Source organism: Vibrio algivorus, from assembly GCF_030161215.1.
Classification (GTDB): Bacteria; Pseudomonadota; Gammaproteobacteria; order Enterobacterales; family Vibrionaceae; genus Vibrio; species Vibrio algivorus.
In genome coordinates this window covers 119393-133224 of sequence record NZ_BSPV01000004.1, presented here as the reverse complement: position 1 = coordinate 133224, position 13832 = coordinate 119393, and the positions used below count along the sequence as shown (strand labels likewise).

General features: G+C 41.4%; 13 protein-coding genes. 5 read left to right on the top strand and 8 right to left on the bottom strand.

Annotated features, from left to right (window positions below):
• Positions 1-53 precede the first annotated feature (53 nt).
• From pstC to phoU, 4 genes are read left to right on the top strand one after another with little or no spacing between them, the layout of a single operon-like run.
• Positions 54-986, top strand: coding sequence for a phosphate ABC transporter permease subunit PstC (pstC, locus tag QQJ93_RS06230; protein ID WP_284186048.1), 933 nt, complete (start codon positions 54-56; stop codon positions 984-986).
• Positions 986-1906, top strand: a complete 921-nt coding sequence (pstA, locus tag QQJ93_RS06225) for a phosphate ABC transporter permease PstA (RefSeq protein WP_089122679.1) — start codon at positions 986-988, stop codon at positions 1904-1906. The genes pstC and pstA overlap by 1 nt, the downstream gene beginning before the upstream one ends.
• Positions 1907-1919: 13 nt before the next feature.
• Positions 1920-2774, top strand: coding sequence for a phosphate ABC transporter ATP-binding protein PstB (pstB, locus tag QQJ93_RS06220; RefSeq protein ID WP_348542213.1), 855 nt, complete (start codon positions 1920-1922; stop codon positions 2772-2774).
• 9 nt (positions 2775-2783) lie between these two features.
• Entirely contained in the window at positions 2784-3431 is a 648-nt protein-coding gene (gene phoU / locus QQJ93_RS06215; RefSeq protein ID WP_089122678.1) for a phosphate signaling complex protein PhoU, read from the top strand.
• 262 nt (positions 3432-3693) lie between these two features.
• On the opposite strand, the gene QQJ93_RS06210 is transcribed toward phoU, so the two are convergent.
• The 8 genes from QQJ93_RS06210 to QQJ93_RS06175 form a co-directional block, all read right to left on the bottom strand.
• The gene (locus QQJ93_RS06210; RefSeq protein ID WP_089122677.1) at positions 3694-3996 is read right to left on the bottom strand and encodes an ArsR/SmtB family transcription factor; all 303 of its coding nucleotides are present in this window, start codon (positions 3994-3996) and stop codon (positions 3694-3696) included.
• 189 nt (positions 3997-4185) lie between these two features.
• Entirely contained in the window at positions 4186-5316 is a 1131-nt protein-coding gene (locus tag QQJ93_RS06205) for a permease (protein WP_089122676.1), read from the bottom strand.
• Positions 5317-5817: 501 nt separating this feature from the next.
• Positions 5818-7581 (bottom strand): arsenical pump-driving ATPase, encoded by a 1764-nt coding sequence (gene arsA / locus QQJ93_RS06200; RefSeq protein ID WP_089122674.1) that lies wholly within the window; start codon positions 7579-7581, stop codon positions 5818-5820.
• A gap of 9 nt (positions 7582-7590) precedes the next feature.
• Positions 7591-7977: an arsenite efflux transporter metallochaperone ArsD gene (gene arsD / locus QQJ93_RS06195; RefSeq protein ID WP_089122673.1), complete on the bottom strand. Its 387-nt coding sequence runs from the start codon at positions 7975-7977 to the stop codon at positions 7591-7593.
• Positions 7978-8042: 65 nt separating this feature from the next.
• Positions 8043-9101 (bottom strand): ACR3 family arsenite efflux transporter, encoded by a 1059-nt coding sequence (arsB, locus tag QQJ93_RS06190; RefSeq protein ID WP_089122672.1) that lies wholly within the window; start codon positions 9099-9101, stop codon positions 8043-8045.
• A 180-nt stretch (positions 9102-9281) separates the two neighbouring features.
• Entirely contained in the window at positions 9282-9605 is a 324-nt protein-coding gene (locus QQJ93_RS06185) for a metalloregulator ArsR/SmtB family transcription factor (protein WP_089122671.1), read from the bottom strand.
• A gap of 331 nt (positions 9606-9936) precedes the next feature.
• Positions 9937-11691, bottom strand: coding sequence for a restriction endonuclease subunit S (locus QQJ93_RS06180; protein WP_089122670.1), 1755 nt, complete (start codon positions 11689-11691; stop codon positions 9937-9939).
• Positions 11691-13175, bottom strand: a complete 1485-nt coding sequence (locus QQJ93_RS06175; RefSeq protein ID WP_089122669.1) for an N-6 DNA methylase — start codon at positions 13173-13175, stop codon at positions 11691-11693. Before QQJ93_RS06175 ends, QQJ93_RS06180 begins: the two co-directional genes overlap by 1 nt.
• A 143-nt stretch (positions 13176-13318) precedes the next feature.
• On the opposite strand from QQJ93_RS06175, the gene QQJ93_RS06170 reads away from it, so the two are divergent.
• Positions 13319-13744, top strand: coding sequence for a hypothetical protein (locus tag QQJ93_RS06170; RefSeq protein WP_089122668.1), 426 nt, complete (start codon positions 13319-13321; stop codon positions 13742-13744).
• Positions 13745-13832 lie beyond the last annotated feature (88 nt).

The window sequence follows — 13832 nt, the reverse complement described above, 5'->3', positions numbered from 1 at the left end:
CGTATGAGGGCAGCGTTCTGCCCTCTTTGTTGTATCGATTAGGTACTTTCTATATGAATAAAACAAACTTAAGCCCAGATAGCATGATGGTTTCAGAAGCCTTTCTGAGGCGTCGTGCTTTTTGGAATATCGTCAGCCGATATTTATTAATGGCGGCGGCGTTGGCATCTATTCTAGTCACTGTTGGTATTGTCTATGTATTGATCTCAGAATCCTTACCTTTTTTTGAGCACGTCGCACTTTCTGATTTCTTAACCGACACCCAATGGACCCCAATGTTTGCTGATGCTCACTTTGGTGTGATGACATTAGTTTCTGCAACCTTAACTGTCGCCGGTATTGCATTACTAGTAGCGATTCCTGCTGGTATTGGTTTAGCCATTTACTTAAGTGAGTACGCGAGTAACCAAGTAAGAGAAACGGTTAAACCATTTTTAGAATTACTTGAAGGGATACCAACAGTCGTTTACGGCTTCTTTGCCTTGTTATTTGTGACCCCTCTTTTACAAGCCATCATTCCTGGGTTATCAGGCTTTAACTTACTGGCTCCGGGTATTGTGATGGGCATTATGATCCTGCCTTACACCGCATCGGTGAGTGAAGATGCGATGCGTTCTGTGCCTATGCATTTAAGAGAAGCTGGCTACGCTCTTGGTTATTCACGTTTTAAAGTTGCCTTACATATTGTGATTCCAGCGGCTTTATCTGGTATTACCGCAGCCTGTATTCTTGGTATGTCCCGCGCAGTAGGTGAAACTATGGTAGTGGCAATTGCTGCCGGACAAAACCCAAGATTTGGTTTCGACCCAACAGAAGGTGCTGCAACGATTACCTCTTTCATCGTACAGATGGCAATGGGTGATTTACCTCATGGTACGATCGCCTACCAATCCGTATTCGCTGCCGGTTTAGTGCTATTTATCATCACCTTAATTTTCAACATCATTGGTTTCTATCTGCGCCGCAGATTTAGAGAGGTTTACTAATGGCCACTTCATCGCTCCCACTTGAAACAATTGTCAGTAAAAATAAACGAGACGATTTAGTCATCGCTTCAATTGGGATATTTATCCTCGTTGTCGCCATGTCTTTGTTGCTCAGCGTTTTTATCGACCTGCTCCATACTGGTTTTCCACGTTTGTTTGATCCAAGTTTTTACACCAACTTCCCTTCACGCCATCCAGAGCGAGCAGGTATTTTATCGGCATGGGTCGGTACTAGCTTAGTGATGTTAGTGACCGCTTGTATCTCGATTCCTCTAGGGGTTTCTGCTGGTATCTACTTGGAAGAATATGCACCTAAAAACTGGCTAACTAACATTATCGAAATTAACGTGAGTAACTTAGCGGGTGTACCGTCTATCATTTATGGCCTACTCGCTTTAGGTTTATTCATTTATGGCTTTGGCTTAGGCGAAAGTATTTTGACTGCTGGTCTAGTACTGGCGTTGTTAATTTTGCCAGTCATTATCGTTTCCACTCGTGAATCGATTCGTAGTATCCCACAAGAACTACGTGAAGCCGCTTATGGCTTAGGTGCTGATCAATGGCAAACCGTAAGAATGTATATTATTCCTGCGGCCCGCCCAGGTATTCTCACTGGCACCATTGTGGGCTTAGCGCGCGCGATTGGTGAAGCAGCGCCGGTTATTACCATTGGAGCATTAACCTTTATTGCTTTCTTACCTAGTCCTCCAGTTCAAAACCAATTCCCTTTCATTAATTTTGATTGGTTATCAAGCCCATTTACCCTAATGCCGATTCAGCTATTTAACTGGCTATCTCGCCCACAAGCAGAATTCCATGTCAATGCAGCAACTACTGGTGTGGTACTGATTGCAATGACCGTAGCAATGAACGGAATTGCTATTTATATCCGCTACCGACTACGTCGTAACTTGAAGTGATAGGAAAAATATTATGACGACACAAACTATGACCGCTCCAACAAGCGACTTAGTACAACAAAAAGAAGCCGCCGTAGAGGGAAAAACTTCCTCAACATACACTATTTCAGACACATTACGCGCTGAAGTAAAAGACTTAAATTTCTGGTATGGCGGTAAAGTTCAAGCGTTAAACGGCATCAACCTACCGATTGCTGATAAAAAGATCACCGCACTTATCGGTCCTTCTGGCTGTGGAAAAAGTACTTTACTACGTAGCTTCAACCGTATGCATGACTTGTACCCTGGTCACAAGTATCAAGGTGAAATTCTGCTACACCCAAGCGGTAAAAACTTAATTGAAATGGAACCGGGCCTAGTTCGCCTAACTGTTGGTATGGTTTTCCAAAAGCCGAACCCATTCCCGAAAAGTATTTACGAGAATGTAGTAGCTGGCCTTCGCATTCGAGGTATCACTAAAAAAGCGGAACTTGATGAACGAGTGGAGTCATCTTTACGTGGTGCTGCGCTTTGGGATGAAGTGAAAGATCGCTTACATACTTCGGCTTATGGCTTATCAGGCGGACAGCAACAACGCTTATGTATTGCACGTGCATTAGCACCTAAGCCTGATTTGTTATTGCTTGATGAACCGACCTCTGCTCTTGATCCTATCGCAACAGCAAAAATTGAAGACTTGCTCAGCGATTTACATAAAGAAACGACGGTCGTTATCGTGACACATAACATGCAACAAGCTGCACGTATTTCTCATTACACTGCTTATATGCATATGGGTGAAATGGTTGAATTTGCTCCAACCGACAATTTATTCCGCTCACCACAAAAAGAGAAAACACGCGATTACATTACAGGACGATTTGGTTAGGAATACATTATGAGTGCTCATATATTTAAAAAATTTGATCAAGATTTAGAAGAAATACAAGAAACCGTCAATCAATTGGCAAATAGCGTTCTTAAAGAGTTCGAGCAAGCACTTCAAGTCTTTGACATTCCAGATAAAGATCTTGCTAATCAAGTGGTAGAGCAAGATAAATTTGCTAACCAATGCTTAGCTTCTATTGAGTTTTACGGTGAAAAAGTATTGTCTCGTCAACATGTAGTCGCAGATGACTTGCGTTTTATCCTTTGCTCTATGCGCATGGCGCCTCGTTTAGAACGTATTGGAGATTATGCAAAGTCGATGGCCATCAAATCGAGCCGTTTTAAACATGCCATCAGCCCTCAACGTAATGAAGAATTTCATAATATGCATACTCAACTGATGGATATGCTGAACAATGTTATTCAAGCCTACAATGATAAAAACTATTCACAAGCCGGCGTTGTTTGGAAAGGTGATGATGAGTTAGATAGCCAATATAAAGCGCTTTATACATCTTTATTAGAAGAGCTTGGCAATAGCAATACAGCACCAAAACAACAAGTTGAATTGTTATTTATCGCCAAAGGCTTAGAACGTGCTGGTGACCATATCAGTGATATCGCAAAAGATGTCCAGTTTATGGTGAAAGGTAAATAAACAAAGTAATTGGAGTGATCACTTCAAGTGCCAAAGCTCTAAATATTAAGGGGTCACTCATCAAAGTGACCCCTTATTCTTTCTATTCTATACCCAAAGTAATTGAAGTTGCAGTGAGGCGACAAGTGAATGAGGCCCCATGAGCATAGCTCGCCTATGTGATTGGGGCGAATGAACGCCGGCAACAAAACTGCAGCTTCAAGTACGACGGGTATATCTGCTAATTAAATCAGGCGATGAGTCAGCTTAGGTCATGAGAAACCTAATCTTGCGACCCTCGTTCATCGACACAACATTCGTCTTGCAAGTAACCAATCACGCTTTGTAAAATTTCATATTCCGCTACACAATATAAAACCGTTCCTTCTCGTCTTTGGGTGATCAAACCTGCTGAAATTAGCGCAGATATATGATGAGAAAGCGTTGAGTTTGGAACCTCTAACTTTTCTTGAATTTTTCCTACCGCAATACCTTGATAACCCGCCTTTACCACCGTTTTATAAATCATCAATCGTGTGGCATGCCCGAGCTCTTTCAACGTTTTTGCAATCGCTTCAATTTCCATCACTTCTTCGCCATAAGTTAAATGTTTAAATAGTCAAAATCCATATACCCAAAGTAATTGGAGTTGCAGTGAGGCGACAAGTGAATGAGGCCCCATGAGCATAGCTCGTCTATGACTTTCTTTAATAAAGAGATAAGGGGGTGAATGAACGCCGTCAACAAATCTGCAACTTGAAGTTACTTGGGTATATTAACCAAAAATAAAGTTATAAAGTAACCCTGCGCCAATCGCCATACTTAATATTACCGTTAAAAATGCTGCTATCATCTGATTTTTAAAGATGGATTTTAGCAAAATAACTTCCGTTAGACTCGCGCCAGCACTGCCAATAATCAGGGCCATCACCGAACCTAAAGCCATTCCCTTTTTCACTAATGCTGCACTTAATGGAATCACCGCTTCTGCACGAATATACAAAGGAATACCTATCACAGCCGCAACGGGAATAGCATACCATTTATTTGCTCCAGCATACTCTACGATAAATTCCGTTGGAATAAAGCCATAGATAAATGAACCAATCGCGATCCCCAATATTAAATATGGCAATACTTGTTTAAAATCTTTCCACGTTGATAACCATATTCTCATCCAACGGCTAAGCGGCTTAGTCTCGAGTAAGGTTTCGGCATTATTGACAGAACAACAAGAACTACTATCCGATACAACTGCAACTTTGGGTTGAGGCTTAATCTTTACTTCTTCAATATTTTCTGCTCCAACTTTACTGCAACAACTCACATTTTCTACCTTGGTAACCGGCTCAGGTTGTGCGCAACATGACGTTTTCGGACTCGTTGCAACAAGTGAACAACTGCTTTGCTGATTATTTGAATTAGTCGCACATCCTGATGTTTCATGGGATTGATACGCTTCTGGTTTGATATAACGTTCAAAGCCCAATTTTTCCAACAAGTAACCCGAAGCTATCGATACAGTCATCGCGACAGCAAAATAAAATAATGCCACTTGCCACCCAAAAGTAATAAAAAAGAGACCGATAATCACAGGGTTTAACAATGGGCTAGCAAATAAAAATACCATCATTGGCCCAAAACCAGCACGAGCACGCAACAAACCTTTTAAAAATGGGATAGTCGAACAAGAGCAAAATGGCGTAATAGAACCAAGCAATGCCGCAATAAAATACCCTTTCCCTTTACGCGAACTCAGTATCGATTGAATTTTTTCAGGTGTAAGAAACTCTTGCAGTACACCAACCAAATAACTGATTGCTAAAAAAAGCACGATGAGCTCAGCGGCTAAAAAGACAAACATATCTAAAGCATCATGTGCCATATCAATTAATTCATTATTCACAGTACCGCCCTTATATTTCTAATATTCCAGAAATATAGTAATTATGGTTTCATTAATCAAGAACAATTTCCACAATTACCGAAATAACAACAATTGCAGTAAGTAACTGGTGTTGATGAGGCTAAATTAAGGAAGGTAAAGGTTTGATGATAAAACACCACTTCAAGCTGCTTATAGTCAATACATTCACAGTTTAAAGTGGTGTGCATATACCCAAGTGACTTCAAGATGCAGGATTCAGAGCTATCATCCAAACCTTTAGGCAAGGAAGATTGGCGAAGGAATGTAGACACCTTTCAAACCAATCTGACGCAGCCTATCTCTTATAAAAAAGAAGAGATTTGGATGAAGCTCCCGAAGGGCAAGTTAAAACAAGCTTTATGCTGCGTTAAATTGAACAGAGATAGAATAACTATGATCATATTCAATTTGCCTTGCCTAAAGCTTGTTTTATTCTTGCTGAAACTCGCATCTTGAAGTTACTTGGGTATATAGTGTCAGTTATTTCGTCATTTGACTAAGCGCTTCTAAACCTACTGGCTCTTTGACTAACATTGGCACCAAAGCTAATCGTGATGCATATTGCTGCACTAAACCAATTTGATAGCACTCTTGATTGGCTCTTTGTTGCAATAATGGTGATGTCGTTTCAGCCACCGATAATGCATTGTTCACTACCCAACCCCACGGATGAATACCTGCGCGAGCAAGATCATCTTGCAAGTGCTTAGCTTCTAATACCGGAGTCGTTTCCGCTAATGTCGCAATTAATACTTTGGTGCGTTCTGGATCTTGCAATTGCATCAATGGCGTGGTGAAACGTTGTTTTTCACCCATCTTTTTCTCGATTTCTTTATGGTATGCACCTGTCGCATCCAGTAAAAGAAGTGTGTGCCCTGTTGGTGCGGTATCCATAACGACAAAACGACGACCTGATTCTCGGATCGCCCGTGAAAACGCCTGAAAAATAGCAATCTCTTCTGTACAAGGAGAACGTAAGTCTTCTTCAAGCAAAGCTCTTTCAGAATCACTTAAATTTTGACCTTTGGTTTCCAACACATGCTGGCGGTAACGTTCAGTTTCTTCTACAGGATCAATACGACTTACTTGTAAGTTTTCAAGAGCTGGGCTTTCAAGCTCGCCTTTTAACGTGGCTTGTAAATGTGCCGCAGGATCGGAAGTCGTTAAGTGAACATCGAGCCCTTTATTGGCTAAACCAACCGCAATTGAAGCCGCTAACGTGGTTTTACCAACGCCGCCCTTACCCATTAACATAATTAAACCATGATCATCCTTCGCTAACTCATCAACCATAGCAGCGAGCGTTTCATCATGCTCGATACTTTGTAGTGATGATTCAGCTAAATCTGCCAATGGACAATCTGCTTTCAATAATGAGCTCAGCATTTCAACGCCAACCATATTATTGGCTTTTAGTGTGACCGTATCCATCGTTAAATTTTTCAAAGCCTCTGGCAGGTTTTGAAGTACTGCTTGCTCACGCTGACGAATCGCAGCCGCTAATGGATCACTTAATGCAGCAGATTCTGGCATTACGCCATTTACAATTAAACACTGTTGCTCAATGCCTAGTGAATAAAGCTCTTGATAGGTACGAGCCACTTCATCTAATGCACCTTGTTGAGCTCTAGCAACTAAAATTAAACGTGTTTGTTGTGGATTAGACAAAAGCTCAACTGCATGCGCATATTGTTCACGTTGCTTTTCAAGCCCAGCCATTGGTCCAAGGCAAGATGCACCTTCTGGGTTCGCTTCTATAAAGCTGCTCCATGCTCCTGGTAATTGCAATAAACGTATTGTGTGCCCGGTTGGTGCAGTATCAAATACTATATGATCAAACTGATCACTGACTTCTGAATTAGTGAGTAAGCCTGTAAATTCATCAAAGGCCGCAATCTCTGTCGTACATGCACCGGACAATTGTTCTTCAATGCTGCGTAGTGCATCACTTGGTAAAATATTTTTTAACGGGCCAACAATACGCTGACGATAATTTTCTGCCGCTTCTTGTGGATCAATTTCAATGGCGGATAGATTACCAACTTGCTTGATCTTAGTAATATTATTACCAATCTCTTGATTAAAGACCTGAGCCACATTCGAGGCAGGATCGGTACTCACCAATAGTACTCGCTTCCCCGCTTCCACTAAGTTCAATGCCGTTGCACAAGATAAAGACGTTTTACCCACACCACCTTTACCAGTAAAAAAAAGATAAGGTGGTAAATTATCTAAAAATTTCATTGAAAACTCCTAACAACAACCAGAAGATTGACAAGTTGATTTCGCCGTTGCCTGCCCAGCTAATGTCACCAAGCCAAACCAACTTGCTAGCTCTTCACGAGTCGGATAGCGACCAAATGAGACCAATTGCTCTCCTACGATAAAAGCAGGCAACTTATCGACACCTTGTTCTTCTAAAAAGGTTTTGATCTTTTCTTCTGTCGCGAAAGCCATCGGTTCCTGAGCAAGATTGAAGCGTTTGATTTCAATATCTTGTTGTTTCAACCATGCAAGATCAGCAGAAAATTGGATCAGCATTTGGTCGGCATCAACACCACATACACCACTGCTACAGCAAAGTGCAGGGTCATAAATGGCAAGGCTTTTCTTTTGGGTAACAACACTATTAATTTTCATTGGAGAACTCGCTTAATAACCAAAATTAAATAAAACGCCACACGGTTGAAAGTGTGGCGAGAGGTTTAGTAATTCTTCTTCATTCTCAATGCGACATTTACCAGCGCAATCAATACAGGCACCTCAACTAGAGGCCCGATCACACCGACAAAGGCTTGGTCTGAGTTAATACCAAATACTGCAATCGCAACAGCAATCGCTAATTCGAAGTTGTTACCTGAAGACGTAAAGGCAATGGAAGCGTTACGGTCGTAAGGAATGCCCAGTTTTTTACCAACATAAAAGCTCACGAAGAACATCACTAAGAAATAGATGATAAGCGGTACGGCAACGCGTAATACATCCATTGGCAGTTCGACAATCATCTCACCTTTTAGGCTAAACATAAGAACAATCGTCGCGAGTAATGCAACTAAAGTGATTGGAGAAATACGTGGAATGAAGACCTCGTTGTACCATTGCACACCTTTCGAGGCGACCAAGATTTTACGGCTTAAGTAGCCCGCTAAAAATGGAATACCCAAGTAGATCAAAACGCTTTCTGCAATGTCGAGGATAGTGATATCAATAGCAAAGCTTTCTAAACCAAAGTAAGGAGGCAATACTGTGATGAATAACCAAGCCATAAAGCTGTATGTCACGATTTGGAACGCACTGTTTAATGCCACAAGTGTTGCGCCGTACTCTTTGTTACCACCACTAATGTCATTCCATACCAATACCATCGCAATACAACGCGCGAGACCGATTAAAATCAGGCCTGCCATGTAACCTGGGTAGTCACGTAAAAAGATAATCGCCAGAGCAAACATTAAGATTGGACCGACAATCCAGTTCATCACTAATGACAACGTAATGGCTTTTTTGTCACGCGTTACTTCACCCAGCAGGCTGTAGTCTACTTTTGCTAACGGTGGGTACATCATTAAGATAAGACCAATCGCCAATGGGATATTAGTTGAACCCACCGACATATTTTCATTCCATTGTGCAACTTCAGGGTAGACAACCCCAATAGCGACACCAATCGCCATCGCGAGGAAAATCCAAACCGTTAAATAACGATCAAGGAAGCTCATTTTTTTGGCAGCACTTTCGTCACTGCATGCGGTTACGTTTGTCATTTTAAGACCTTATATTCGGTTTATCTGGGATTTTACCTTGGTGTGTTATAGCCAAAGTAATTGGAGTTGCAGTGAGGCGACAAGTGAATGAGGCCCCATGAGCATAGCTCGTCTATGTGATTGGGGTGAATGAACACCGTCAACAAAGCTGCAACTTCAAGTACGAAGGGTATATTTGGTTTATTGAGCTTTACTGGCTTCAATAACCCGCAATTCGTGTTCAATCATTGGCTGATTGTTGTTTAATGTCAGATCCAAAACTTGCAAAGTCCAAGCCGGTAACTCAGGGTTAACTCTGTAATGCACCCATTTACCACGACGATCATCAATCACCAAGTTATGCTTTCTTAGCTCAGCAAGGTGACGAGAAACTTTAGGTTGGCTTAAGTTAAGTGCGCTCATTAAATCACACACGCATAGCTCGCCTTTACTTTGCATTAATAACAAAGACTTCAAGCGAGTTTCTTCTGAAAGGGCTTTATAAAAATAGAGTGGTTCAAACATGAATACTTTGCCAATCAACTAAACATACGAAATATCATATATATGAAAATTCGAATGTCAAGTGATGCAATGAGTTAAATGTGGTAGTAGAATTGTAAACATCATTAAAACTTGGCGAATCTTTCTGCATGAGATCCTGAACGTCGTTCGTGCCTCACTCATCAGGATGACGTGCTGTTAGGTATCTTGAACGCTCTATTGTTCCCCTGAACACCCTATTTATCGCATCCTGAACACCTTATTTATCGTCATCCTGAAAAGCGCCGTGGGCGCGCAGTTCAGGATCTCCTACCGCACGTTACTCACCCAATGAAATATCAACGATTCAAACTTAATAGGCATTCTCAACAATCGCATCGGTTAAGTGCAATTGGGTTTGTTGGGATTGCGCCAGTTTAGATTTAAGGTCATCGCAAATCGCCATCAGTTCATCGACTTTAGCGACGATGCGGTGCTGTTCTTGTTTTGGAGGTAGAGCTAAAACCATTTCGGCAACATCACTTAAACGAAAGCTATTTTTTATCCCTCGTTGTGGTGCGTCAAACTGAAATTTAGCCATTGGTGAGCGCATAAATTCAGGGAAAAAACGACCTTGAGTTTCGGGCATAAAGCGTAATAAACAAGTGTGCTGATTTATATAAGCTTCTCCGAAATTCTCGGGAATTAAACCAAGGTTACCCACATCACCAGTAATAGAAATTAACAAGTCATTAGTTTCAAGTCTTGTTCTTGAACCTTCACCATCTTTTGGTGGTTGAACATATCTTTTATTATCTAAACGCAACTGGTAACTCCCTCTCGAAAGGTTCCCCATTGTTACAAATAGTGCACCAGATTCAGAATAATACTTAGCCCAATCACGAGAGCCTGAAGTTGTGAACATAGATACATCAAAGATACGACACCACTCCCACCCATTCGGCAGTTCAAACGGCTTTTCATCTTCATTGATTGGCGGTAAGGCTTTTTGTTTTTTAATTTTCTTCTCTTTAATCAATTGCTCTTTTTCAGCGGCGATGCGCTCTAGCAGTTTGCTCGCAGGTTCATCATTAGGATCTTGTGGCACCAGTTTGCCCATTACCGCCAATTGCAGAATGGTTTGTTTGAGTAGATCAATGCTCTGTTCAGTGGTAAACAAAGTATCAAAATTTTGCGCCAACAATGCCCAGTTTTGTTGTAATTCAGCATGGTTTTTGCAATTAGTGAGCGTGTCTAACAGGGTTTGTACGAGCTGCTGATGGGTTTCTAATTGATTTTCGGTTTGGCTTTCCAACTGATCGCACAACGCCATCAGTTCATCGACTTTCGCGACGATGCGGTGTTGTTCTTTAAGGGGAGCAAAAGGAAAAAGTGCTGCTCTTGCCTTATCTGTTCCCATACGAGGAAGATTCATTCCATGTGTAGATTCATCCGCATATCTAATAAAATATGGTGACTTCATCATTAAGCGAAGAAATTTGGGCAACAAATCGCAATACGTTCTAACAGGAATCATTTCCGTTGTACAAACACCAACTTCATCTGCAATTAAAACTTTATCTAGGTATGGGCGAAGCTTGCCATAAATTACATCATTAGCTTCAAAGCGATTTTTAGAACTTTTAAACCGGCGTTCAGAAAACCTAACTTTCTTCAAAAGTTTTGATGTAACTTTCTCTACATCTTCAAGCTCTAATACCCATGTATGAGTGTCTACATCTACTGATTCAGCTTTATCACAAACTCCATAATTAGTAACCTCACCTAATTGGCTCCACTCCCACCCACTCGGCAATTCAAACGGCTTTTCTTCATCGGTAATCTCAGGCAAGGCTTTTGGCTTTTTAATCTTTTTCTCTTTTACCAATTGCGCTTTCTTGATCGCAATACGATCAAGCAACACTGAGGCAGGTTCATCATTCGGATCTTGCGGCACCAACTTGCCACGCACCGCCAATTCTAAAATCAGCTCACGCAGTTTTTTAATGCCATACAACTCCACTTTTTTTGACGTACCACGGCCAGACGCAGACTTGGCTTTGATGGCCGATGTCCAAATATCGATATGCTCTGTGATCAGGCTATTTCCAATTAAAGAATCACTCATTAATTTTGCTCCCCTGATTGCTGCACTCCTGACTGTAAGGCTGCGCCTAAAATGTCTTTCAGTTGGCTACGCAATTGAGTGATTTCTTGTTGCTGAGTTTGATATTGGGCTAACAATTCTTGTGGATCATGGCTGATAACTTCACCTTGATATGGGTTTTTAATATCTAGATTGAAGTTACGCTCGATGATCTCTTCAATCGACACTTTCCACGCTTGGTTGGTTTCGACGCGGCTAGCAAAACCATCTTGTTCACTGCCCCACCAATCAATTTCCGTTTGGAATTCTTCAAACTTCATTGGCTTGGTTTTGTTGTAGTTTTTCACGCCTTCTGGGTACGGATGCTCATAGAACCAAACGTGCTGAGTTGGCTCACCTTTAGTGAAAAACAGAATATTGGTTTTAATGCCGGTGTAAGGGTTAAATACCCCATTTGGCAAACGCACTATGGTGTGTAGGTTACATTCTTCCGTCAGCATTTTTTTGATTTTGGTTTTTACACCTTCGCCAAACAAAGTACCGTCTGGCAATACCACACCTGCTCGACCATCTTTGTCCAACACTTCAATAATGAGCTGCAAAAATAAATCGGCGGTTTCACGGGTTTGCATTTCCGCTGGGAAGTTCTTTTCAATGCCGTCTTCTTCGGTGCCACCAAACGGTGGGTTAGTCGCAATCACGTTGATATTGCTGTCCCAGTTAGAAAGCGGTTTGTTCAGCGTATTGCCGTGTTTGATTTGCACAGGCACTTCAATGCCATGCAGCATCATGTTGGTGATACACAACAAATGTGGAAGCTGTTTCTTTTCTACGCCATGAACTTGCTTTTGTAGGGTTTGGTGATCAGCAACGGTTTTCACGTAGTTATTTTTTACATGATCAAACGAACACGCCAAGAAGCCGCCGGTACCGCACGCCGGGTCCATAATGCTTTCGCCTAGCTTAGGGTCGAGACGATCAACAATAAAACGGGTGACTGCACGAGGCGTATAGAACTCACCGGCATTACCTGCGCTTTGTAAGTCACGCAAAATCTGCTCGTAAATATCACCAAATAAGTGGCGCTCTTTGGAGTCAGTAAAGTCGATTTCATTCAGTTTATTGATCACTTGGCGCAATAATGTGCCGTTTTTCATGTAGTTAAACGCATCGCTAAACGCTTCACGTACCACGTGACCACGCGGGTTTAAATCAATCGGAGCGGTTAGGTTTTTGAGGCTATAAAAAAGCTCATCGTTAACAAAATCCAGTAGTTCATCGCCGGTAATGCCTTGGCTGTCAGTTGCCCAATTGCGCCATAATAATTTTTCTGGAATGGGCGTTTTGTAGTCATCCAGTTCTAGCTCTAGCTCTTCTTCCTGTGCATCAAATACCTTTAGGAATAACAACCAAGACATTTGCCCTAAACGCTGCGCATCACCATCAACACCGGCATCTTTACGCATAATATCTTGAATGGATTTGATCACTGAACTGATTGACATAACAAACCTGTTTTAACTGACTGAAAATTGAGGCCGATTATAACAGACTTGACTCGAAAAATTGTGTTCTAAACTGAGGTTTTAATTTTGAAAATGTAATCGAGCTTGTAAGTTGTCACTATAACTTTTTACCGAGCAACCAAATGAAAATCGAATGCCCAAAATGCAGTCAAACTAATGAAATTGAATTCTCCGAACACATTTCATGTCAACAATGCAAAACAAACTTTAAAGGAATGAGCTTTGTTAAAAACACTCTCACTAAAGCCGTTGCAATCGGTGCTTTATCAATAGGCGCAATTGGAGGGTATGAAGCGAATGATGCTTTTGACAAGATGGGAAGTTCAAGTGAGTATCGCTACCCTTTGGAAGTTGAGTATGCTTTAGTCGATTCATGTATTAAAAAACGTTCAATATTATACAGAACCAATGATTTTCTAAAAGCCAGAAAAAAATGCCTCTGCGCTATTGAAACTACGACAAAAGAAGTCTCATATCATCAATACCAAAACGATATTGCTGAGTTTGAGAATGCCATTCGATACTCTGTTCAACGATGCAAAAATTAGTGGCAACCAAAGCTGCCACTAAGGTGGCCATCAGCCCTACTTTTTCGGTGTATTTCCACGACCCGGGCCTGATGGATTACCAGTTTTG